The 23,203-nt window shown below is 72.1% G+C and carries 20 protein-coding genes; 19 read left to right on the top strand and 1 reads right to left on the bottom strand.

Annotated features, from left to right (window positions below):
* Window positions 1-62: 62 nt before the first annotated feature.
* From ACFP1K_RS26860 to aspS, 3 genes are read left to right on the top strand one after another with little or no spacing between them, the layout of a single operon-like run.
* The gene (locus ACFP1K_RS26860) at window positions 63-740 is read left to right on the top strand and encodes an MBL fold metallo-hydrolase (RefSeq protein WP_380758249.1); all 678 of its coding nucleotides are present in this window, start codon (window positions 63-65) and stop codon (window positions 738-740) included.
* The gene (gene hisS, locus ACFP1K_RS26855) at window positions 740-1,996 is read left to right on the top strand and encodes a histidine--tRNA ligase (protein WP_380758247.1); all 1,257 of its coding nucleotides are present in this window, start codon (window positions 740-742) and stop codon (window positions 1,994-1,996) included. The genes ACFP1K_RS26860 and hisS overlap by 1 nt, the downstream gene beginning before the upstream one ends.
* Complete coding sequence (aspS, locus tag ACFP1K_RS26850; RefSeq protein WP_380758244.1) at window positions 1,996-3,771, top strand: aspartate--tRNA ligase; 1,776 nt, start codon at window positions 1,996-1,998, stop codon at window positions 3,769-3,771. The genes hisS and aspS overlap by 1 nt, the downstream gene beginning before the upstream one ends.
* Window positions 3,772-3,837: 66 nt before the next feature.
* On the opposite strand, the gene ACFP1K_RS26845 is transcribed toward aspS, so the two are convergent.
* On the bottom strand, window positions 3,838-4,749 hold the full coding sequence (locus ACFP1K_RS26845) for a peptidylprolyl isomerase (protein ID WP_380758242.1): 912 nt from the start codon (window positions 4,747-4,749) through the stop codon (window positions 3,838-3,840).
* A gap of 298 nt (window positions 4,750-5,047) precedes the next feature.
* Between ACFP1K_RS26845 and ACFP1K_RS26840 the strand changes: the two genes are divergently transcribed.
* The 16 genes from ACFP1K_RS26840 to ACFP1K_RS26765 all read left to right on the top strand — a co-directional run bounded on the left by ACFP1K_RS26840 (window position 5,048) and on the right by ACFP1K_RS26765 (window position 23,191).
* Complete coding sequence (locus tag ACFP1K_RS26840; RefSeq protein WP_380758240.1) at window positions 5,048-5,506, top strand: hypothetical protein; 459 nt, start codon at window positions 5,048-5,050, stop codon at window positions 5,504-5,506.
* 47 nt (window positions 5,507-5,553) lie between these two features.
* Complete coding sequence (locus tag ACFP1K_RS26835) at window positions 5,554-6,870, top strand: replication-associated recombination protein A (RefSeq protein ID WP_380758238.1); 1,317 nt, start codon at window positions 5,554-5,556, stop codon at window positions 6,868-6,870.
* 780 nt (window positions 6,871-7,650) lie between these two features.
* The gene (locus ACFP1K_RS26830; protein WP_380758236.1) at window positions 7,651-8,037 is read left to right on the top strand and encodes a DUF948 domain-containing protein; all 387 of its coding nucleotides are present in this window, start codon (window positions 7,651-7,653) and stop codon (window positions 8,035-8,037) included.
* Window positions 8,034-8,288, top strand: coding sequence for a hypothetical protein (locus tag ACFP1K_RS26825; RefSeq protein WP_380758234.1), 255 nt, complete (start codon window positions 8,034-8,036; stop codon window positions 8,286-8,288). Before ACFP1K_RS26830 ends, ACFP1K_RS26825 begins: the two co-directional genes overlap by 4 nt.
* Before the next feature lies 1 nt (window position 8,289).
* Window positions 8,290-10,962 (top strand): alanine--tRNA ligase, encoded by a 2,673-nt coding sequence (alaS, locus tag ACFP1K_RS26820; protein WP_380758232.1) that lies wholly within the window; start codon window positions 8,290-8,292, stop codon window positions 10,960-10,962.
* Between the two features lie 301 nt (window positions 10,963-11,263).
* A complete protein-coding gene (gene ruvX / locus ACFP1K_RS26815) occupies window positions 11,264-11,749 on the top strand; it encodes a Holliday junction resolvase RuvX (RefSeq protein ID WP_380758231.1) in 486 nt (161 codons plus the stop codon).
* A complete protein-coding gene (gene mltG, locus ACFP1K_RS26810) occupies window positions 11,746-12,930 on the top strand; it encodes an endolytic transglycosylase MltG (protein WP_380758229.1) in 1,185 nt (394 codons plus the stop codon). The genes ruvX and mltG (ACFP1K_RS26810) overlap by 4 nt, the downstream gene beginning before the upstream one ends.
* 172 nt (window positions 12,931-13,102) lie before the next feature.
* The gene (gene mltG, locus ACFP1K_RS26805) at window positions 13,103-14,266 is read left to right on the top strand and encodes an endolytic transglycosylase MltG (protein WP_380758228.1); all 1,164 of its coding nucleotides are present in this window, start codon (window positions 13,103-13,105) and stop codon (window positions 14,264-14,266) included.
* Window positions 14,266-15,093 carry a shikimate dehydrogenase gene (locus tag ACFP1K_RS26800; RefSeq protein WP_380758226.1) on the top strand — a complete coding sequence of 276 codons (828 nt, stop codon included), beginning with the start codon at window positions 14,266-14,268 and terminating at the stop codon, window positions 15,091-15,093. The genes mltG (ACFP1K_RS26805) and ACFP1K_RS26800 overlap by 1 nt, the downstream gene beginning before the upstream one ends.
* 359 nt (window positions 15,094-15,452) lie before the next feature.
* The gene (gene infC / locus ACFP1K_RS26795) at window positions 15,453-16,130 is read left to right on the top strand and encodes a translation initiation factor IF-3 (protein ID WP_449329160.1); all 678 of its coding nucleotides are present in this window, start codon (window positions 15,453-15,455) and stop codon (window positions 16,128-16,130) included.
* Window positions 16,131-16,264: 134 nt separating this feature from the next.
* Window positions 16,265-16,459, top strand: coding sequence for a 50S ribosomal protein L35 (gene rpmI / locus ACFP1K_RS26790; RefSeq protein ID WP_380758224.1), 195 nt, complete (start codon window positions 16,265-16,267; stop codon window positions 16,457-16,459).
* Window positions 16,460-16,483: 24 nt separating this feature from the next.
* Window positions 16,484-16,867 (top strand): 50S ribosomal protein L20, encoded by a 384-nt coding sequence (rplT, locus tag ACFP1K_RS26785; RefSeq protein ID WP_380758222.1) that lies wholly within the window; start codon window positions 16,484-16,486, stop codon window positions 16,865-16,867.
* A 390-nt stretch (window positions 16,868-17,257) separates the two neighbouring features.
* Window positions 17,258-18,085 (top strand): TrmH family RNA methyltransferase, encoded by an 828-nt coding sequence (locus ACFP1K_RS26780; RefSeq protein WP_380758220.1) that lies wholly within the window; start codon window positions 17,258-17,260, stop codon window positions 18,083-18,085.
* A 281-nt stretch (window positions 18,086-18,366) separates the two neighbouring features.
* Window positions 18,367-19,449, top strand: a complete 1,083-nt coding sequence (locus tag ACFP1K_RS26775) for a sensor histidine kinase (protein ID WP_380758218.1) — start codon at window positions 18,367-18,369, stop codon at window positions 19,447-19,449.
* A gap of 170 nt (window positions 19,450-19,619) precedes the next feature.
* Complete coding sequence (gene pheS / locus ACFP1K_RS26770) at window positions 19,620-20,660, top strand: phenylalanine--tRNA ligase subunit alpha (RefSeq protein WP_380758297.1); 1,041 nt, start codon at window positions 19,620-19,622, stop codon at window positions 20,658-20,660.
* The gene (locus ACFP1K_RS26765) at window positions 20,660-23,191 is read left to right on the top strand and encodes a phenylalanine--tRNA ligase subunit beta (RefSeq protein WP_380758216.1); all 2,532 of its coding nucleotides are present in this window, start codon (window positions 20,660-20,662) and stop codon (window positions 23,189-23,191) included. The genes pheS and ACFP1K_RS26765 overlap by 1 nt, the downstream gene beginning before the upstream one ends.
* Window positions 23,192-23,203: the final 12 nt, after the last annotated feature.

Raw genomic sequence — 23,203 nt, 5'->3', positions numbered from 1 at the left:
CCCTTCGGTTACATTCCCATCCGCTTTCCTTGACGAGAACGATCACACCGAGGACCGCTTCCGTGCTCATCGACGGCTTTCCCGCAGGCTCATTCCAGGCCAACTGCTACGTCGTCGCTCCCGCCGCGGGCGAGGAGTGCGTGATCGTCGACCCAGGTCAGGACGCCGTGACCGCCCTGGAGGCCAAGCTGCGCGAGCACCGGCTCAAGCCGGTCGCCGTGCTCGTCACCCACGGTCACCTCGATCACATGTGGTCGGTCGCCCCCGTCTGCGGAGCGCGAAACATTCCCGCTTACATTCATCCGGACGACCGCGAACTCCTGTCGGACCCGGGCAAGGGCATCTCGCTCACGGCGGACGTCTTCGGCGGCCTCGAGTTCACCGAGCCCGACGACGTCCGCGAGCTCTCCGACGGCACGGCGCTCAGCATCGCCGGTCTGGAGCTGATCGTCGACCACGCCCCCGGCCATACCAGGGGGTCGGTGACCTTCAGGAGCGCCGCGGAACAGGTGATGTTCTCGGGCGACCTGCTGTTCGCCGGCTCCATCGGCCGCAGCGATCTGCCGGGCGGCGACTACGACACCATCATTCGCAGTCTCGGCAGGGTATGCCTGTCCCTGCCGGACGACACCACGGTGCTGCCCGGCCACGGACCACACACGACGATCGGCCGTGAGCGCGCCACCAACCCGTACCTCACCGAGGCGGCGCCGTTCGCGGGCCCAACCAGGGGACTGTGATGAGCTTTCAGGCGCCCAAGGGCGTTCCAGAATATTTCCCGCCGCGCTCGGCCACCTTCGTCGCGGTCCGCGCGGCGTTCGCCGCCGCGGCGGGCGGCGCCGGATACGCCTACATCGAGGTGCCGGTCTTCGAGGACACCGAGCTGTTCGCCCGGGGCGTCGGCGAGTCGACCGACGTCGTCTCCAAGGAGATGTACACCTTCGCCGACCGCGGCGGCCGGTCGGTCACGCTGCGCCCCGAGTTCACCGCCGGCGTCATGCGCTCCACGCTGGAGCACGGCCTGCACCACGGCCGGCTGCCGGTCAAGCTGTGGACCATGGGCCCGGCGTTCCGCTACGAGCGCCCGCAGGCCGGGCGCTACCGTCAGCTCCAGCAGTTCGACCTCGAGGCGATCGGCACCGAGGACCCCGCGGTGGACGCCGAGACCATCGCCATCGCCTGGGCCGGCTACCGCGCGCTCGGCCTGACCCGGGTGCGGCTGCTGCTCAACACCCTCGGCTGCGCGCAGTGCCGCCCGGCCTACCGCGCCGCCCTGCAGGAGTTCCTGCGCGCCCTGGACCTCGACGAGGCGACCCGGCGGCGCGTCGAGATCAACCCGCTGCGCGTGCTGGACGACAAGCGGCCCGAGGTGCGGGCCCAGGTGGAGAACGCGCCGCTGATCACCGACCACCTGTGCGCGTCCTGCAAGGCGCACCACGACCGCGTCCGCACGCTGCTCGAGGACCTCCGGATCCCGTGGGAGGACACCCCGCGCCTGGTCCGCGGCCTCGACTACTACTCCCGCACCACCTACGAGTTCGACCACCCCATGCTCGGCGCCCAGTCGGGCATCGGCGGCGGCGGCCGGTACGACGGCCTGTCCGAGGACATCGGCGGCCCCCGGCTGCCCGGCATCGGCTTCGCGGTGGGCGTCGACCGCATCGTGATGGCCGTCGAGGCCGAGGGCCTGGCCGCCGGCGAGCCCGCGCGGGTCGCGGTGTACGGCGTGCCGCTCGGCGAGGAGGCCGCCCGGCGCATGTTCGCGCTGGCCCACGAGCTGCGGGCGGCCGGGATCGCCACCGACATGGCCTTCGACGGCAAGGGCCTCAAGGGCGCCATGAAGGGCGCGGACCGGTCGGGCGCCGCCTACGCCGTGATCCTCGGCGAGCGCGATCTCGCCGCCGGGTCCGCGCAGGTGAAGGACCTGGCGAGCGGGGAGCAGACCGCCGTGCCACTGGGCGAGATCGTCACCGAGCTGAAGGAGAAGCTGAGCTAATGATCCGCACGCACACCGCCGGATCGCTGCGCAGGGAACACGCCGGCCAGAGCGTCACACTGGCCGGCTGGGTGGCGCGCCGCCGCGACCACGGCGGCGTCGTCTTCATCGACCTGCGCGACGCGTCCGGCTCGGCGCAGGTGGTCTTCCGTGAGGAGGACCACGCGCACGACCTCCGCTCGGAGTACTGCGTCAGGATCGCCGGAGAGGTCCGCCTGCGCCCGGAGGGCAACGAGAACCCCGACCTGCCGACCGGCGAGATCGAGGTCGTCGCCACCGAGGTCGAGGTGCTGAGCGAGTCGGCGCCGCTGCCGTTCCCCATCGAGGGCAACACCGGGGTGTCGGAGGAGGCGCGGCTGAAGTACCGCTACCTCGACATCCGCCGCCGCCAGGTGGCCGAGGCCCTGCGGATCCGCTCCACCGCCACCTACCTCGCCCACGAGGTGATGCGCGAGCACGGCTTCGTGTACGTCGAGACGCCCGACCTGACCCGGTCCACCCCCGAGGGCGCCCGCGACTTCCTGGTGCCGGTCCGCCTGCAGCCCGGCAGCTGGTACGCCCTGCCGCAGTCGCCGCAGCTGTTCAAGCAGCTGCTCATGGTCGCCGGGCTGGAGCGCTACTACCAGCTGGCCCGCTGCTTCCGCGACGAGGACCTCCGGGCCGACCGGCAGCCCGAGTTCACCCAGATCGACGTCGAGATGTCCTTCGTCGACCAGGACGACGTGATGGCCCTCGGCGAGGCGCTCGTCGGCCGCCTGTGGCGCGAGACCGCCGGGTACGAGCTGCCGTCCCCGCTGCCGCGCATGACCTACCGGGAGGCGATGGCCCGGTACGGCTCAGACAAGCCCGACCTGCGGTTCGGCTGCGAGCTGGCCGAGATGACCGGCTACTTCGCCGAGACCACCTTCCGGGTGTTCCAGGCGCCGTACGTCGGCGCCGTGGTGATGCCGGGCGGCGCGTCGCAGACCCGCAAGGAGCTCGACGGCTGGCAGGAGTGGGCCAAATCCCGCGGCGCCCGCGGGCTGGCGTACGTGCTGGTCCAGCCGGGGGGCGAGCTCGGCGGCCCGGTCGCCAAGAACCTCTCGGAGAGCGAGCGCGCCGGGCTGGCCGCCGCCGTCGGCGCCGCCGAGGGCGACGCGGTGTTCTTCGCCGCCGGCCATCCCTCCCAGGCCCGCGACCTGCTCGGCGCGGCCCGCCTGGAGATCGGGCGGCGCTGCGGGCTGATCGACGAGTCGGCGTGGAGCTTCCTGTGGGTGGTGGACGCCCCCATGTTCGAGCCGGTGCTCGACGACGCGGGCAAGCAGACCGGCTGGACGGCCGTGCACCACCCGTTCACCGGCCCCAAGCCCGAATGGTCGGACACCTTCCAGGACGAGCCGGGCGAGGCCCTGGCGTACGCCTACGACATGGTCTGCAACGGCATGGAGATCGGCGGCGGGTCCATCCGTATCCACCGCGCCGAGATGCAGCAGCGGGTGTTCGAGGTGCTCGGCATCTCCAAGGAGGAGGCCGAGAGCAAGTTCGGCTTCCTGCTGGAGGCGTTCAAGTACGGCCCTCCGCCGCACGGCGGCATCGCCTACGGCTGGGACCGCATCTGCATGCTGCTGGCGGGCGGCGAGTCGATCCGCGACGTGATCGCCTTCCCCAAGACCGCCTCCGGCTTCGACCCGCTGACCGCGGCCCCCACGCCCATCACGGCCGCCCAGCGCAAGGAGGCCGGTGTGGACGCCGCCCAGCGTCCCGCCGCCGCGTCCAAGGCGGCGCCGGGCGCCTGACGCGGTGACCGACGCGGAAGGGGCGCGGCCCGTGCGGGCCGCGCCCCTTCTCGATGTCTGTGGGACCTACTGGGTCACCGTGACGTTCTTGATGATCACCGGCAGCTTGGGGGCGTTGGAGCCCTCGCCGCGGACGTCGGCCATGGGGTCGCCGTTGAAGGGGATGATGCCACCCTTGGCGATCTTGTCCACGACGTCCATGCCTTCCTTGACGACCCCGAACGGCGTGTACGCGGCGCCCGCGCCCGCCAGCTGGGTGTTCTCGTCGGAGAACGAGATCCAGAACTGGCTGCCGTTGGAGTTGGCGTCCTCGGCGCCCTGCGCCATGGCCACCGTGCCGCGGGTGTAGGGGATGCCGCCGAGGTTCTCGTCCTCGAACAGGTACCCGGGGCCGCCGGTGCCGTCGTCCTTGGTCTTGCCGTCGCCCTTGGCCAGCGGGTCGCCGCACTGCAGCATGCCGAGGCCCGTGGTGTCCACGGTGGCCAGGCGGTGGCAGCGCGTGCCGTCGAAGTAGTTCTTCTTGGCCAGGAACTCGAACGAGTTGACCGTGCAGGGCGCGGCGGCGGTGGCCAGCTCGATGACGATCTTGCCCTGGTTGGTGTCGATCGTCATGAACTTGGCCTTCAAGTCCGGCTTGGTGGGTGGCATGCCCACCTTCTTGGCCGGCAAGCCGCTGTCGTCCTTGCGATAGGAGCAACTGATCTTGGCGGGATCGGCCGGAGGGGCCGTCAGGCCTGGGTCGACGGCCGGTGCCGACGCCGGTGCCGACGCGGACGGGGTGGCGGCGGCCTGCCCGCCGGGATCACCCCCGCCGCCCAGCAAAGTGGTGGCGGCGACGATCCCCCCGGCGACGACCACCACGCCCAAACCGGCACCGATGATCGTGTTGCGCCGTCCAGACGGCGGTTTGGTGGCGCGCTCTTCCTGCCGCTCGCGGTGCTCCCGTGCCAGCTGGGTCTGGCGATCCACGTCGGTCACGGTATGCCTTCCATTTGCGGATAGATGACTTCAGATGCTCGGGAATCGTACCGGCCTTTGTGTGCCGACCGCATAAAACGTGTAGTTCCTCCCGCTTGGGAACCCGCACGGAGGCCAGATGCTTGCGGTGAGGAATGTCCGCTGCGGTAGTTTCTTACGGTCCCTTGACGTGGCACCCGTCATCGTGGGCTCACGTGGCCGGCGGGGGCGGGCGCGCACCCGGGACCGTCCAAGAACCTGCGGACGGCCCCGCGCGTATAGAGGGGACGCGATCTACCCACCCGACAGGAGCCAGATCATGTTCGAAGATGTCTTCGGCCTGCCCGCCCACCCCCTGATCGTGCACACCGCCGTCATCTTCATCCCGCTGCTCGCCGTGGGGGCGGTGGTGTTCGGTGTGGTGCCGCGGGTGCGGCCTCAGCTCGGCTGGGCCGTCGCCCTGCTGTCGGTGGTGGCGCCGATCGCTGCGTTCGCGGCCAAGGCGAGCGGTGAGGCTTTCATCGACCGCAACTTCGGCGGCGAGGTGCCCGAGGGACCCCTCGGCGCCAAGCTGGACGAGCACATGAGCTACGCCAACCCGCTGCTGTACAGCACGATCGCGCTCGGGGTGTCCACGCTGCTGCTGGTCTACTCGTCCCTGCGGCTCGGCAAGGTGGCCACCGCGATCCTCACCGTGATCACCGTCGTGCTGGCCGTCGCGGCCGGGTTCTACGCGGTCCGGTCCGGGCACACCGGCGCCGTCGCTGTCTGGAGCTGACCGCTCCGCACGCGGTGCGGCGCCGTGACGGCGGGTAGTGTCGGCCCGTGGAGAGTTTGTTCGACGCGGCGGCGGAGGAGGCCCACCGGAGCCAGGAGCCGCTGGCGGTGCGCATGCGGCCCCGCGGCCTGGACGAGGTGATCGGCCAGCGCCACCTCCTCGGGCCCGGCACCCCCCTGCGGCGGCTGGTGGAGAGCGACGCGCCCATGTCGCTGTTCCTGTGGGGCCCGCCCGGCACCGGGAAGACCACCCTGGCGTACGTCGTGGCCGGCGCCACCAAACGCCGCTTCGTCGAGGTCTCGGCGGTCTCCGCGGGCGTCAAGGAGGTCCGCGCGGCCATCGACCAGGCCAAGGGCGAGCTCGGCATGAGCGGGCGCCAGACCGTGCTGTTCGTCGACGAGGTCCACCGCTTCAACAAGGCCCAGCAGGACGCGCTGCTGCCCGCCGTGGAGAACCGCTGGGTGACCTTCATCGGCGCCACCACCGAGAATCCCTTCTTCTCGGTGATCTCGCCGCTGCTGTCCCGGTCGCTGCTGCTGACGCTGGAGCCCTTGTCGGAGGAGGACGTCCGCGCGGTCCTGGAACGCGCCGTGCGCGACCCGCGGGGCCTCGGCGGGAGGGTCACCCTGGCCTCGGAGGCGGCCGACCACCTGGTGCGCCTGGCCGGGGGAGACGCGCGGCGCTCGCTGACCTACCTGGAGGCCGCGGCGCTGATCGTCCCGTCGGGGGAGATCACCGTCGAGACCGTCGAGAAGGCCGTCGACAAGGCCGCGGTGCGCTACGACCGGCAGGGCGACCAGCACTACGACGTGGTCAGCGCGTTCATCAAGAGCATGCGCGGGTCGGACGCCGACGCCGCGCTCCACTACCTGGCCCGCATGGTCGAGGCCGGCGAGGATCCCCGCTTCATCTCCCGCCGCATCGTCATCTTCGCCTCCGAGGACGTCGGCATGGCCGACCCCACCTGCCTCCAGGTCGCCGTGGCCGCCGCCCAGGCCGTCCAGATGATCGGCCTCCCCGAGGGTGCCATCAACCTCGCCCACGCCGTGATCCACTGCGCCCTGGCCCCCAAGTCCAACGCCGTGGTCAAGGCCCTTGGCGCCGCCACCGCCGACGTCCGCCGCGGCCTCATCGGCCAGATCCCCTCCCACCTCCGCGACTCCCACTACCCCGGCGCCGCCAAACTCGGCCACGGCAAGGACTACAAGTACCCCCACGACTACGACCACGGCCTGGTCCCCCAGGAGTACGCCCCCCAGAACCTCCAGGACCGCCAGTACTACGAGCCCACCACCCACGGCGCCGAAGCCCAGGTAGCCACCCGCTGGACCAAAATCCGCGACTACCTCCGCAACCACCCCTAACCCCTCCCTCCACCCTCCCCACCAGCCCCACCCTCCCGCCCCTCGCCTCTGTGCCCCGTGCCATTCGCCTCCGCGCCCCGGGCCCTCCGCGCCCCGGGCCCTCCGCGCCCCGCACCCGTCCGAACGGTGTTGACCTGTGTTCCGGCGCCGGTACGGCGGGACGTGGTACGGCGAAGTCGGCGCCGTCGTACGGCGGGCAACCCGTGGTGTGCGCGGCGCCGGTGAAATGGTCCTCGCGGCGGACGCGCTCCGCGCGGAAGGCGCGAGGGCTGTGCTCATGCGGGGGACACCCCCGCACCCCCGGGGCCCTGCCGGGCTCATGGTGCTCCACCACGATGCGTTCCGGTGGCCGGTGTCCCGCCGTATGGCGGCGCCGTGTTCGCCGTACCACATCTCGCCGATTCGGCGCCGAAAAGACGAACCCCGACGGGGCGACGTCATTCCGGCGGCGCCGCCGGAATGACGGATCTCGGCGAGGCGACGGCACGACGGCTGCGCCGCCGGGAAGGCGGACTTCGGCGAGGAGACGGGACTACGGCGGCGCCGCCGGAATACCGCTACCACCCACCACAAGCCTCACTGGCGGGAGGTGGTACGGGCTAGGCCTGGGGACATCGGGCAGGGCGGCAGGTGGTGACCGGAGCGGAACGCCGAGGGGTTGTCCACAAGTCGCGCGCTGGAGGCGGGGCAGGGGGCGGGGCGCGATAGGGTCTTGACCATCCCATCCGCCCCGAGCCGGGCCGTACAGTTGCCGGGCGCTTATTGAGGGGATGCACCGAGATGCTGAGCGCGGGAGAGGTCGCCGGCCTCATCGTCGCCCTGTTCTGGGCGATCCTCGTCTGCTTTCTTGCCGTGGTGCTGGTGAAACTGGGCCGGCTGCTCGACCGCACCGCCAGGACGGTCGCCGAGCTGAGTGACCGCATGGTCCCGCTGCTGGAGGACATGACCCTCACGGTCGCCGAGACCAACCGCCAGCTCGTCGCGGCCGAGGCCATCGCGGGCAACATGCGCGAGGCGAGCGGCGACCTGGCCAAGATCACCGGTGTCGTGTCCACCGTGTTCACCGCCCCGCTGGTCAAGACCGCCTCGCTGATGCACGGCATCCGCGGCGCCTTCGCCGCCCGCCGCCGCCCCGCGGCGCTGTCCCGGGGAAGGCGTTCCCAGTGATCCGCCGCCTTTTCTACTTCGCCCTCGGCGCGTACGCCGGAGTCTGGGCGATGCGTAAGCTTCAAGCGTTGAAGCCCGACCACATCGCCCGCCGCACGGCGGGCCGGGCGGCCGGGCTGCTGGCCGAGGCCCGCGGGTTCACCGGGGACGTCCGGCGCCTGTCGGCCGCCAGGGAAACCGAGTTGCACGCGCGTCTCGGACTCGACACCGTTGGACATATCCACCACCACGACGAAAAGGACGGCCGCTGAGATGGAGTCGGCAGAGATCGCCCGCCGCTTCCTGCGCTTCTTCGAGGAGCGCGGCCACACCGTCGTGCCCTCGGCCAGCCTTGTCGCCGAGGACCCGACGCTGCTGCTGGTCAACGCGGGCATGGTGCCCTTCAAGCCCTACTTCCTCGGCCAGAAGAAGCCGCCGTACCCCCGGGCCGCCTCCGTCCAGAAGGTCATGCGCACCCTGGACATCGACGAGGTGGGCAAGACCACGCGCCACGCGAGCTTCTTCCAGATGCTGGGCAACTTCTCCTTCGGCGACTACTTCAAGGACAAGGCGATCCCGTACGCCTGGGAGCTGCTCACCACCCCCGAGGCGCAGGGCGGCTTCGGCTTCTCCGAGGACCGCCTCTGGGTGACCGTCTTCCACGACGACGACGAGGCCCGCGACATCTGGCACAAGCAGGTCGGCGTCCCGCTGGAGCGCATCCAGCGGCGCGGCCTGGCCGACAACTACTGGCACATGGGCGTGCCCGGCCCCGGCGGCCCGTGCAGCGAGATCTACTACGACCGCGGCCCCGAGTACGGCAAGGAGGGCGGTCCCGTCGCGGACGAGAACCGCTACCTCGAGGTCTGGAACAACGTCTTCATGCAGTTCCAGCTCAGCGCCGTGCGCACCAAGATCGACTTCGACATCGCGGGCGAGCTGCCCGCCAAGAGCGTGGACACCGGCATGGGCCTGGAGCGCATGGCGGCCATCCTGCAGGGCGTCGACAACATCTACGAGATCGACACCACGTACAAGATCCTCGACCGGGCCGCCGAGCTCACCCGCTCGCGGTACGGCCGCGACCACCGCGCCGACGTCTCGCTGCGGGTGGTCGCCGACCACATGCGCGCCGGCGTGATGCTGGTGGGTGACGGTGTGCTGCCCTCCAACGAGGGCCGGGGGTACGTCCTGCGGCGCATGCTGCGCCGGGCGATCCGCAACCTCCGCCTGCTCGGCGCGGGCGAGGAGCGCTACATGCACGAGCTGACCGCCACCACCCTCGCCGTGATGGGCGAGCAGTACCCCGACCTCAAGAGCGACGCGGCGAACATCCACACCGTGATCGACGCCGAGGAGACCTCCTTCCTCGGCACCCTGCGCACCGGCACCGCGATCTTCGACGCGGCCGTCGAGGAGAACAAGCGCAAGGGCGTCACCGTGCTGGCGGGCGGCCAGGCGTTCCAGCTGCACGACACCTACGGCTTCCCCATCGACCTCACCCTCGAGATGGCGTCCGAGCAGGGCCTCCAGGTCGACGAGGACGGCTTCCGCCGCCTGATGAACGAGCAGCGCCAGCGCGCCAAGGCCGACTCCGCGGCCAAGAAGACCGGCAACGCCGACGTCTCGGTGCTCGGCGAGATGCTCGACCGGGCGGGCCGGGTCGACTTCCTCGGCTACGACCACACCGTCGCCGAGGCGCGGGTGATCGGCCTGCTGGTGGACGGCGCGTCGGTCCCGGCTGCGGGCGCGGGCACCACCGTCGAGGTCGTGCTCGACCGCACCCCCTTCTACGCCGAGGGCGGCGGCCAGCTGGCCGACCAAGGCCTGATCCGCAGCGACGCCTCCCGGGTCGAGATCACCGACGTGCAGTCGCCGTTCGCGGGGCTCATCGTGCACCGCGGCAAGGTCGGCGACGGCGAGATCCGGGTCGGCGACCCGGTGCAGGCCGAGATCGACATCGAGCGGCGCCGGGCGATCTCCCGCAGCCACACCGCGACCCACCTGGTGCACCGCGGCTTCCGCAACGCGCTCGGCGAGACCGCGGCCCAGGCGGGCTCGGAGAACTCCCCGGGGCGGTTCCGCTTCGACTTCACCGCGGCGGGCGCCGTGCCGGCGAGCGTGCTGCGCGACGTCGAGGACGAGGTCAACGCGATCCTGATCAACGACCTGAAGGTCCACGCGTACCACACCTCGCTGAACGAGGCGCGGTCGATGGGCGCGCTGGCGCTGTTCGGCGAGAAGTACGGCGACGAGGTGCGCATCGTCGAGGTCGGCGACTACTCCCGTGAGCTGTGCGGCGGCACCCACGTCGCGAGCTCGGGGCAGCTCGGCCTGGTCAAGGTGCTCGGCGAGTCGTCCATCGGCGCCGGCGTGCGCCGGGTCGAGGCGCTGGTCGGGGTGGACGCGTTCCGCTTCCTCGCCCGGGAGAGCGTGCTGGTGGCCCAGCTCGCCGAGCAGCTCAAGACCCGCCGCGAGGAGCTGCCCGAGCGTGTCGAGGGCATCGTGAGCCGCCTGCGCACCGCCGAGCGCGAGCTTGAGCGCCTGCGCTCGGCCCAGGTGCTCGCGGTGGCGGGGGAGCTCGCCGCCGGCGCTCGCGACATCGGCGGCGTCTCGGTGGTGACCCACCGCGCGCCGGACGGGACTTCGGCCGATGACCTGCGTAAACTCGCTCTCGACGTGCGTGGCAGGTTCCCCGGTGACCGTGCCGCGATGATCGTGATAGCAGGCGTGCCCGCGGACCGCCCCGTCGTGGTAGCCGCGGTCAATGATGCGGGACGCGTCCGGGGACTCAAGGCCGGGCGACTGGTCGGCGTCGCCGCCAAGGCACTTGGGGGTGGCGGTGGCGGCAAGGACGACGTCGCACAGGGCGGCGGCACCCGACCCGAGTCGATCGGCGACGCCCTCACCTCGGTCACCCAGGCCATCCAGGAAACCCTCACCTGACCCACCCCACTCCCATGCCACCCATCACCCGCCTCGCCCCCGGCCACCCCTTCCGGTCCGGGGGCGGGTTCTTTCCGATGACCCACCCCGCCTTCACGTCACCGACCACTCGCCTAGCCCCCGGCCACCCCTTCCGGCCTGGGGGCGGCTTCTTTCCGATGACCCACCCCGCCTTCATGTCACCGACCACCCGCCTCGCCTCCGGCCATCTCTTCCGGCGTGGGGGTGGGTTCTTTCCGAGGGGTTCGCGCTCGGTGCGCTTCGATACCCGCGTGGCGCGGGTGGGCGGGGGAGTGGTGGCGTGAGGCGGGGGGTGCGGGTCGGCGTCGACGTGGGGGCGGTACGGGTCGGGGTGGCCCGTAGTGATCCTTCGGGGGTGCTGGCCACGCCGGTGGAGACGGTGCGGCGGGGGCGGGGGGATCTGAGCCGGCTGGCGGCGATCGTGGCCGAGTACGAGGCCGTCGAGGTGGTCGTCGGGCTGCCCACGTCGTTGTCGGGGCGGGAGAGTCATGCGGCCGTGGCCGCGCGGGAGTTCGCGGTGCGGCTCGCGTCGCGGGTGGCTCCCACGCCGGTCCGCCTGTACGACGAGCGGCTCACCACCGTCTCGGCGCAGCAGGACCTGCGGTCGAGCGGTGTGCGGGCCAAGAACCAGCGTGCCGTCATCGACCAGGCCGCCGCCGTGGTGCTCCTCCAGGCCGCGCTGGACGCCGAACGTGCCTCCGGTGCTCCTCCGGGCGTTCCCGTCCCCCCGCCGGGCGGAGAGCCTGGCCCGGGACCCGCCAAATGACCCGCTCCGCTCCCGAGGACGGCGACGCGGAAGGTGCCGCGCGCGGGATGGACCGTTCCAGTGACGAGGGCGGCCCCGAGCAGGACGGGCTGCTGCGGTTCGACGGTGCCGAGGAGGAGGACGAGGGGCACCGGGCGCGCAGGGGACGGCGTGGGGTGATGATGCTGGTCCTGGGGCTGGGGACCCTGGTGGTGGGGGTGGGGGTCCTGGTCGCGGTGATGGTGTTGCGGCCGTTGCTGGTGCCGGAGGACTTCCAGGGGGGTGGCGCGGGCGCCGTGGTGGTCGAGGTGCCGGTGGGGGTGTCGGCGGGGGAGGTCGGGGACGCGCTGGTCAAGGCCGGGGTGGTGGCCAGCCGGGGGGCTTTCGTGCGGGTGGTGGAGGAGCGGGGGAAGGCGGGCACGCTGCGGCCGGGGAGCTACCGGCTGCGCAGGAAGATGGCCGCGGCGGCGGCGCTGGACCTGATGCTGGAGTCGCGGTCGCGGGTCAGGAAACGCGTGACGGTGCCCGAGGGCCTGCGGGCCGTGGAGACGGTCGCGCGGCTGGCGCAGGGCTCCGGGCTGCCCGCGGCGGAGCTGGCGGCGCTCGCGGCGGCACCGGAAGGGCTCGGGCTGCCGGCGTACGCGGCCGGGAAGGCGGAGGGCTTCCTGTTCCCCGCCACCTACGACGTCGAGCCGAGGACGACCCCGAAGGACCTGATGCGGGCCACGGTGCGGCGCTTCAAGCGCGCCGCCGCCAAGCTGGAGCTGGAGGCGGGCGCGGCCCGGGTGCGGCTGACGCCCCGGCAGGTGGTGGTGCTGGCCAGCATCGTGCAGGCGGAGGGCGGCACGGGCGCCGACTACCCCAAGATCGCGAGGGTCGTCTACAATCGCCTCGCCTCCGGTGCCAAGCTCGAGATGGACAGCACGGTGATGTACGGCCTGGGCAAGCACGGCATCGTGGCGTCACACGCCGAGATCAAGCGCGACACCCCGTACAACACCTACCTGCGTCCCGGGCTGCCTCCCGGTCCCATCGCCAACCCCGGCGAGGCGGCACTCCGTGCGGCGCTTTATCCGGCAAAGGGTGATTGGTACTGGTTCGTCACGGTCGATCCGGCGCGTAGAATCACCAAATTCACTGACAAAGAAAGTGAGTTTGTGAAATTCCGCGAAGAGCTGCACGCCCGTCTGAGGCGGCACTGATGCACGCCGCCCGGCGGGCGCACCCCAGCGGCGCGTCCCCGGGGTCGCACGGCGCCGCGCAGGTCACCTGCGCCCCATGCCCCCCAACCCCGTCATGCCCGGCTTGTCGCACCAATTTACGGCACTGGCTTGACGACGGGCCGCTCCTACCGGGAGATTGGCGAGCGCACCTATGAGCGATCTGGACCTCGACAATCTGCTGGGTGCCGAGGACGACGAGGGTCCCCGGCGCAGGTCTCGCAATTCCCGGACCTCTCGCAGCCGCAGCAGACGGCGCCAGCGACGGCAGCGCCGCAAGGGTTTCGCCGCCTTCCTACTCGCGATGATCATCATCGTCGGGGTGGTCGGCGCGGGCGGATACTTCGGGTTCACCTGGATCCGCGGCCTCACCATCCCCAAGGACTACACCGGCCAGGGCACCGGCGAGGTCATCGTGACCATCAAGCCGGGCCAGTCCGCGACCGAGGTGGCCCAGACCCTGGTCGACCAGGGTGTGGTGGCCAGCGAGCGGGCGTTCGTCAACGCGATCGGCGCCGCCGGCAAGAGCGCGTCCCTCCAGCCGGGCGAGTACAAGCTCCGCAAGGGCATGGCCGCCGTCAACGCGATCCCGCTGCTGGACCCCGAGCGCCGCCTGAAGACCACCCTCACCCTGCGCGAGGGACTGCGCCTCTCCCAGGTCCTGGAGCAGCTGTCCACCGCCACCGGCCGGCCGGTGCGGGAGTTCCAGCGGGCCGCCAAGAACGGCAAGGAGCTCGGCCTGCCCGCGTACGCCAAGGGCAAGCTGGAGGGCTTCGCGTTCCCCGCGACCTACGAGGTCTCGCCCCGCACGCCCCCCGACGAGCTGCTGTCGGGCATGGTGGAGCGGTTCGACCACGCCGCCGAGGAGGCCGACCTGGTCGCGGGCGCGCGGCGGGTGGGCCTCACCCCGCTGCAGGTCGTCACGGTGGCCAGCATCGTCCAGGCGGAGTCGGGCCGGTACGAGGACATGCCCAAGGTCGCCCGGGTCATCTACAACCGCCTGAACCGCACGCCGCCGATGCTGCTCCAGATGGACAGCACGGTGATGTACGGCCTCGGCGAGTACGGCATCGCGGCCACCCACGAGCAGCTGAAGAGCAAGTCGCCGTACAACACCTACGCGCGCGCCGGCCTGCCGCCGGGGCCGATCGGCAACCCCGGGGACCACGCCCTCGAAGCGGCGCTCAACCCGGCCGACGGCCCGTGGCTGTTCTTCGTGACCGTCGACCCCAAGAAGAAGATCACCAAGTTCACCGACTCGGAGAGCGAGTTCCTCCAGCTGGTGGAGGACTTCAACCGCAGCCAGGACGGCGGCTGATGGAGCGGCGTGCCGCCGTGCTCGGATCCCCGATCGCCCACTCGCTGTCCCCGGCGCTGCACCGCGGCGCCTACCAGGCCCTCGGGCTGACCGGATGGCGCTACGACGCCGTCGAGTGCGACGAGGAGCGGCTCCCAGGGCTGCTGGCGGGGATGGGCCCGGAGTGGGCGGGCCTGTCCCTCACGATGCCGCTCAAGCGCGCCGTGCTGCCTCTGCTGGACAGCGTCTCCGAGCTGGCCGTGGCGGTGGGCGGGGTGAACACCGTCGTGTTCTCCGGCGGCGCGCGGCACGGCGAGAACACCGACGTGCACGGCATAGTCCAGGCGCTGGCCGAGAAGGGCGTCACCGCGCCCCGCTCGGCCGCGATCCTCGGCGGCGGCGCCACGGCCGCCTCGGCGCTGGCGGCGCTGCGCGAGCTCGGCCTGCGCGAGGCCCTGCTGGTGGTCCGCGACCGCGCCAGGGCCGGGGAGACCGAGCGGGTCGCCGATCGGCTCGGCGTCGCGCTGACCGTGCGCGCCTTCGCCGGCCTCGGCGCCCTGGACGCCGAGCTGGTGGTGTCCACGCTGCCGCCCGGCGCGGCCGACGAGGTCGCCGCCATGGTGCGCGGCGTCCCCGCGGTGTTCGACGTGGTGTACGCCCCCTGGCCGACCCCCCTGGCCCAGGCGGCGGACGCGGCGGGCGCCACCGTCGTCGGCGGGTACGCCATGCTCGTCCACCAGGCCGTACGCCAGGTGGAGCTGTACACCGGCAGGACCGGCGTCCCCGTCGCCCCGGTGCGCGCGGCGGGCGAGGCCGAGATCCGCCGCCGCGCGGCCCTCGCCCGCTGAACCGACGGCCCGGACCGCATGGCGGGTTCCGCTCCCGGCAGGTGATGCGGCCCGATCCGGCGATGGCGTGCCTACCCCGGATCCCGCGGACGCCCGCCAGGCCGCGGGGTTTTCGGGCGGCGGGGCCTGGACCGGGGGGAATGTTTCGGTCCTGGCGGGGTGTTGTGGTAATGTAGCTGCTTGATCGGTCCGGCATGCCTGCTGGACGCGCAAGCGGAGGTCTCCCTCCCACCTGATCGGCCGCGAGGCCGGCGGGTCAAGGATCACTCCGGATCCTCTCCGGGGGCAGGCGGTCGGCGGATCGCAGGCCCAGTGGCCCCGCATGCGCGACGTGTGGGGCTTTTCGCATGTAATGCGGGATCCCCGGCACGGTCGAGCGACAAGCGGCGTTTGCCAGGCACCTAGGAGGTCCCATCAGCACTGAACCCCGCATCAACGAGCGTATTCGCGTGCCCGAGGTCCGCCTCGTCGGTCCGAACGGCGAGCAGGTCGGTATCGTCTCCATCGGTGATGCGCTGAAGCTGGCCCAGGAGGCCGATCTCGATCTGGTCGAGGTCGCTGCCACGGCCCGGCCGCCCGTGTGCAAGCTCATGGATTACGGCAAGTTCAAGTACGAGTCGGCCATGAAGGCACGCGAGGCGCGCCGCAACCAGGCGCACACGATCATCAAGGAGATCAAACTCCGGCCGAAGATCGACCCGCATGACTACGAGACCAAGAAGGGTCACGTCGTGCGGTTCCTCAAAGCGGGGGACAAGGTCAAGGTCACGATCATGTTCCGTGGACGCGAGCAGTCGCGCCCGGAACTCGGTTTCCGGCTTCTGCAGCGGCTGGCGGAGGATGTCACGGAGCTCGGCTTCGTCGAGTCCCAGCCCAAGCAGGACGGCCGTAACATGATCATGGTGATCGGGCCGCACAAGAAGAAGGCCGAGGCCAAGGCCGAGCGGGCCGCGGCCCGCGCGCGAACCTCCGGTGAGCCGCTTGAGGCGGGAGCACCCGCCCCTGACATGGCCCCGGTCTCGGAGCAAGGGGAATGACCGGTCGCGCCTGACCACGAATAGGCGAGACGCGGCAGGAGACCGTACCGGGTCAAGGCTTACGTCGGCATGCCTCCGACTGGGATAGCTTGGCCCGGGAAATCGGCACGGACGAATGAGGAGAGACGGCTGACATGCCGAAGATGAAGACGCACAGCGGTGCGAAGAAGCGGTTCCGCCTCAGCGGGAGCGGAAAGATCATGCGCCGCCGTGCGAACCGCGCGCACTACAACGAGCACAAGTCGTCCAAGCTGACCCGCCGTCTCGCGCCTGAGGTCGTCATGTCCGCTGCAGACACGAAGAAGATCAAGAAGCTGCTCGGCAAGTAACCGAACCCCCGGGGAGATATCACCATGGCACGCGTTAAGCGGGCGCTCAACGCCAAGAAGAAGCGCCGCGTCGTCCTCGAGCGGGCGAGTGGTTACCGCGGTCAGCGGTCCAGGCTGTACCGCAAGGCCAAGGAGCAGATGCTCCACTCGATGACCTACGCCTACCGTGACCGCAAGGACAAGAAGGGCGCTTTCCGGCGCCTTTGGATCCAGCGGATCAACGCGGCGGCTCGGTCCAACGGCATCACCTACAACCGCTTCATCCAGGGCCTCAAGGCCGCGGGCATCGAGATCGACCGCAAGATGCTGGCCGATCTCGCGGTCAACGACGCGACCGCCTTCGCCGCCCTGGCCGAAGCCGCTCGCAAGGCACTTCCGTCCGACGTCAACGCCCCGGTCGCCAGCTGACCCGCAGGTCACCGAGGCCCCCGACGCCCCGCTGCCCGCCCACCAGCCACCCCACCGTGGCCCGGGCGGCTCGGCGGCGAACCAGGGGCGCACGGCTCGCCCCGGCCACGGCTCGGGCGGCCCGGCAGCAGGACGGCGCGCCGGCAGCGGCCGGCCACCTCTGCTCCACCGAAGGCGACGAGCCAGGCTCACAGGGGGACGGCGCCCACGATGGCGGTCCGGCCGATCGGCCGGCTGTTTCCGGTGCGGCGGGATGTGGCCACGGCGAAGCAGGCGCGGCCGGCAGGCGGCGTGGGCCGCGACAATACGTCAGGTGAACGGCTCGTTCTTTCGGGAGCGGGTCGTTCGCTCGTTTCCGTGCCGTCCGGTGCGGGCAGTCCAGGGGGGCAGATGGCTGGGTCCGAGTTGACCAACGTCAAGTCTCCGCGGGTCAAGGCGGCCAAACGCCTGGCCAAGCGGGCGTTCCGGGAGCGGGATCGGGCGTTCCTCGCGGAGGGGCCGCAGGCGGTGCGGGAGGCGCTCGCGTCGCCGGGGGTCGTCACCGAGCTGTTCACCACGGCCGAGGCCGAGGTCCGGCACGCCGACCTGGTGGAGGCGGCGCGGGCGGCCGGGGTGCCGGTCTTCGGGGCCAGCGGCGAGGTGATGGCCGAGCTGGCGCAGACGGTGACGCCCCAGGGGGTGCTGGCGGTGTGCCGGTTCGTGCACGTGCCGCTCGCCGAGGCCGTCCCGGACGGCACCGAGCTGGTCGCCGTGCTCACCCACGTGCGGGACCCGGGCAACGCGGGCACGGTGCTGCGCACGGCGGACGCGGCGGGCGCGGGAGCAGTGGTGTTCACCGACGCCTCGGTGGACCCCTACAACGGCAAGTGCGTGCGGGCCAGCGCCGGGAGCCTGTTCCACCTCCCCGTGGTCACCGCCGCCCCGGTGGCCGCCACCGTCGCCCACCTGAAGAGCGCCGGGCTGCGCGTGCTGGCCGCCGACGGCGCCGGTACGAACACCCTGGACGACGTCGACCTGTCCGGCCCCGCGGCCTGGCTGTTCGGCAACGAGGCCTGGGGCCTGCCCAAGGAGGTCCTCGACCTGGCCGACGAGGTCGTCCGCGTCCCCGTCTACGGCCGCGCCGAGAGCCTCAACCTGGCCACGGCCGCCGCCGTCTGCCTCTACGCCTCCGCCCGCGCCCAGCGCACCGCCCCGGCCAACGGCCCCGCCGCCCGCTGAACGTCCCCCTCAGGTGAGCGGCGTCCGGATCGTCCGGATCGTGCCGTCGGACACGCGGCGAAAGGGCTCGCGGGGCATGGCAAGATCGTTCGGGCACAGGCGGGGGAGCGGGCACGCCGAGGGCGTCCTGATCGTTCATCCGTTCGGAACGTGACAGGTGTGGGGGCCCCCTTAGGGGTGGCCGGATTCCCGGCCGCGGGGGGTCGCGGGGGGCGGGCAAGGGCTGCCGTCCGGTGTGGGAAACCCGCTATTGTCGGCCCTGTAGTCGTCGAGGAGGCGTTGTGCACGGCGGATCGACCCAGCGGCGGGGTGCCGACGCCGCGTGCTCGATTCCGGTGGACGAGCTCCCCGACGGCGTGGTGGTCATCGACCACCACGGTCAGGTGGTCGCGGTCAACCGCGCCGCCTGCAGGCTGACCGGCGTCGTCGCCGACCACACGGTCGGCAAGCACTTCCCCGACGTGCTCCCGTTCCGGGACAACGACGGGCGCGACTGGTGGAAGTGGCTGGACGCCTACCGCGGCCTGCGCATCCGAACCCGCCAGCCCGAGCGCTCCCTGTACCTCCCCGGCGGCCAGGAGCTGCTGGTGGCCGCGCGCTTCGTGCGCAGGCCCGAGCGCGGCGGCGAGGTCGTCCGCGTCGTGGTCACCCTGCGCGGCGCCGCGGCCCGCGCCAGGCTGGAGCGCAGCCGCGCCGACCTGGTCTCCACGGTCGCCCACGAGCTGCGGTCCCCCCTGACCAGCGTCAAGGGCTTCACCGCCACCCTCCTCGCCAAGTGGGAGCGCTTCACCGACGACCAGAAGCGCGTGATGCTGGAGACGGTGAACTCCGACGCCGACCGCGTCACCCGCCTGATCACCGAGCTGCTCGACGTCTCACGCATCGAGTCCGGCAGGCTGCGGGTGCACCGCCAGGTCGTCGACGTCCCCGCCCGGGCCCGTAAGATCATCGAAGGCCGGGTGGCCGCGGGCGACCCCGGCGACCGTTTCGTCCTGGACGTGCGCGGCGACCTCCCCGAGATGTGGCTCGATCAGGACAAGATCGACCAGATCCTGGGCAACCTGCTGGAAAACGCGGTGCGCCATGGGCGCGGTACGGTGACGATAGTGGTGGAGCCCATCGAGTGGGGAGTTGCCGTGTCCGTGCGTGATCAGGGCGAGGGTGTCGCACCCGAGCTGGTCTCGCGCGTCTTCCGGCAGTTCTGGCGCGGCAACGCGCGCCGCCGCGGCGGCACCGGCCTCGGCCTGTTCATCGTCAAGGGGCTCGTGGAGGCGCACGGCGGCACGATCATCGTGCAGCGGGCGCCCGGCGGCGGCGCGGAGTTCCGATTTACCATGCCCGCCGGCACTCCCGACTTCGCCTGACCAGGCGCGGGCCGGGACACCGGGGGGCCGCCCCACCTCGGCCGCGGCCATCGTGTCGTGCGGCCGCACTAGAATCGTGCCCGCTCAAGCCCTGGATACGGAGCTCAGTCTTGTCGAACACCTATGACCCGGTCGAGGTGACACCGTTGCACGCCGACGAGGTGGCGCGCATGGAGGCCGAGGCCATCGCCGCCATCGAGGCCGCCGCCGACCTCGACGCGCTGAAGCAGGCGCGGCTGGCCCACTCGGGCGACCGCTCGCCCATCGCGCTGGCCAACCGCGAGATCGGCGCCCTGCCGCCCCAGGCCCGCGCCGAGGCGGGCAAGCGCATCGGCGCGGCCCGCAAGGCCATCGGCGAGGCGCTGTCCGCCCGGCAGGCCACGCTGGTCGCCGAGCGCGACGAGCGCGTGCTGGTGGAGGAGACCGTCGACGTCACCCTCCCCTGGGACCACGCCCCGCTCGGCGCCCGCCACCCGCTGACCACCCTGCAGGAGCGCATGGCCGACGCGTTCGTCGCCATGGGCTACGAGGTGGCCGAGGGCCCCGAGCTGGAAGGGGAGTGGTTCAACTTCGACGCGCTGAACATCGCGGCCGACCACCCCGCCCGCTCCGAGCACGACACCTTCTTCGTCGAGTCGGTCGACTCGGGCATGGTGCTGCGCACCCAGACGTCCCCGGTGCAGGTCCGCGCGCTGCTGGCCCGCGAGCTGCCGGTGTACGTGATCTCGCCGGGCAAGGTCTTCCGCACCGACGAGCTGGACGCCACCCACACCCCGGTGTTCCACCAGCTGGAGGGCCTGGCGATCGACGAGGGCCTCACGATGGCCCACCTGAAGGGCACGCTGGACCGCTTCGCCGAGGTGATGTTCGGCGAGGGCATCATGACCCGGTTCCGGCCCAACTACTTCCCGTTCACCGAGCCGTCCGCCGAGATGGACCTCCGCTGCTTCGTGTGCCGGGGCTCCTCGGCGGTGCCGGGCAACCCGCCGTGCCGCACCTGCAAGTCCGAGGGCTGGATCGAGTGGGGCGGCTGCGGCATGGTCAACCCGCGGGTGCTGGTGGCCTGCGGCGTGGACCCCTCGCGCTACAGCGGTTTCGCGTTCGGCATCGGCGTGGAGCGCACGCTGATGTTCCGCCACAACGCCGAGGACATGCGTGACATGGTCGAGGGAGACGTGCGCTTCACGCTCCCGTTCGGTATGGAGGCCTGATGAAGTTCCCGCTCTCCTGGCTGCGGGAGTACGTCGACCTGCCCGCCGTCACCGCCCACGAGGTCGCCGACCGGCTGACCGCCGCCGGGCTCAAGCTGGAGTCGATCGAGTCGGTCGGCTACGAGATCAAGAACGTCGTGGTCGGCGAGGTCCTGTCCGTCGAAGAGCTCACCGGCTTCAAGAAGCCCATCCGCTACTGCTCGGTCGAGGTCGGCGAGGCCGCTCCCCGCTGGGTCATCTGCGGCGCGAGCAACTTCGCGGTGGGTGACCGGGTGCCGGTCGCGCTGCCCGGCGCGGTGCTGCCCGGCGGGTTCGAGGTCGGCTCCCGCAAGACCTACGGCCACGTGTCGGACGGCATGATCTGCTCGGCCCGCGAGCTCGGCGTCGGCGACGACCACGCCGGCATCATGATCCTGCCCCCGGACACCCCGCTCGGCGCGGACGTGGTCGAGCTGCTCGGCCTGCGCGACGACGTCATCGAGCTGGAGATCACCCCCGACCGCGGGTACGCCCTGTCGATCCGCGGGGTGGCCCGCGAGACGGCCACCGCCTTCGGGGTGTCCTGGCGCGACCCGGCCGACGTGGAGCCGCCGTCGTCCGACGACGAGTCCCACCCGGCCGCGATCGAGGACCCCACGGCGTGCGACCGCTTCGTGCTGCGCACGGTGTCCGGCCTCGACCCCGCCGCCGAGACCCCGATGTGGATGCAGGTCCGGCTGATCCGCGCGGGCATGCGCCCGGTGTCGCTGGCCGTCGACGTGACCAACTACCTCATGATCGAGCTCGGCCAGCCGCTGCACGCCTTCGACCGCTCCCGGCTCAGCGGGCCCGTCGTGGTGCGCAGGACCCGGCCGGGGGAGACGCTGGAGACCCTCGACCACGTGACGCGCGAGCTTCACCCCGAGGACATCCTGATCACCGACTCCTCCGGGCCGATCTCCATGGCCGGCACCATGGGCGGCCTCGCCACCGAGATCACCGCCGCCTCGACCGACCTGGTGATCGAGGCGGCCCACTTCTCGGCGAGCGGCACCGCCCGTATGTCGCGCCGGCACAACCTCGTCAGCGAGGCCTCCCGCCGGTTCGAGCGCGGCGTCGACCCCGAGCTGCCGCTGTACGCGTCGTGGCGCGCGGTGCAGATGCTGGTGGCCTTCGGCGGCGCGGCGGCCGAGCCGGGCGTCACCCACGCCTTCGCCGACACCGAGCCCCCGTCGATCACCATCCCGGCCGACCACCCCGACCGCGTGGCGGGCGTGTCCTACGGCAGGGACGTCGTGGTGCGGCGCCTGGAGCAGGTCGGCTGCACCGTCGTGACCGGCGAGCGGTCCCCTGGCGAGGCGGCCGTCCCCGCCGACCTGCTGGAGCCGTCCGGCCCCGGCCGGGCCGAGACGCTCACCGTGACGCCGCCGTCGTGGCGGCCCGACCTCACCGACCCCAACGACCTCGCCGAGGAGGTCATCCGGCTGGAGGGGTACTCCCACCTGCCGTCGGTGCTGCCGAAGGCCCCCGCGGGGGCCGGGCTGACCGCCGCGCAGCGGCTGCGCCGCCGGGTGGGCCGCGCGCTGGCCGCCGCCGGGTACGTCGAGACGCTGGCCTACCCGTTCATGGGGACCCGCGACCTCGACGGGCTCCAGCTCCCGGCCGACGACCCCCGGCGCCGGGCCTCGCGGCTGGCCAACCCGCTCAGCGAGGACGAGCCGTTCATGCGGACCACCCTGCTGCCCGGCCTGCTGAAGACCCTGGTCCGCAACGTCGGGCGCGGGTTCCCCGACGTGGCGCTGTTCGAGTCCGGCCTGGTCTACCGGCCCGAGCCGGGCGCCCCGGCCACCGCGCCGGTGCTCGGCGTGGACCGCAGGCCCACCGACGAGGAGCTGGCGGGCATCACCGCGGCGCTGCCCCGGCAGCCGCTGCGGGTGGCCGGCGTGCTGGCCGGAGAGCGGGAACGCTCGGGCTGGTGGGGCGCCGGGCGCCCGGCCTCCTGGGCGGACGCCGTCGAGGCCGCCCGTACCGTGGCCCGCGAGGCGGGGGTGCCCCTCACCGTGCGGGCCGACCGGCACGAGCCGTGGCACCCCGGGCGGTGCGCCGCCCTGTACGCGGGGGACACCCTGGTCGGCCACGCCGGCGAGCTGCACCCCCGGGTGGTGGAGGCGTACGGCCTGCCGCCGCGCACCGCCGCGATGGAGCTGGAGCTGACCGCCCTGGAGGCGGTGCTGCCCGGCCCGGTGGAGGCTGTGCCGGTGTCGGGGTACCCGGTGGCCACCCAGGACGTCGCGCTGGTCGTCCCGGCCGACGTGCCGGTCGCCGGGGTGGAGGCGGCGCTGCGCGAGGGCGCGGGCGAGCTGCTGGAGTCGATCCGGCTGTTCGACGTGTACACCGGCGCCCAGGCGGGCGAGGGCCGCAAGTCCCTGGCCTACACGCTGCGGTTCCGCGCGCCCGACCGCACCCTCACCGTCGAGGAGACCACCGCGGCCCGCGACGCCGCGGTGGCCGTGGCCGGCGAGCGCACCGGCGCCCAGCTGCGCGGCGCCTGACGAAGCCCTGAG

Origin of the sequence: Sphaerisporangium aureirubrum (assembly GCF_042658925.1) — a bacterium.
Lineage (GTDB): Bacteria > Actinomycetota > Actinomycetes > Streptosporangiales > Streptosporangiaceae > Sphaerisporangium > Sphaerisporangium aureirubrum.
This window is presented reverse-complemented; position numbering and strand designations above follow the sequence as displayed.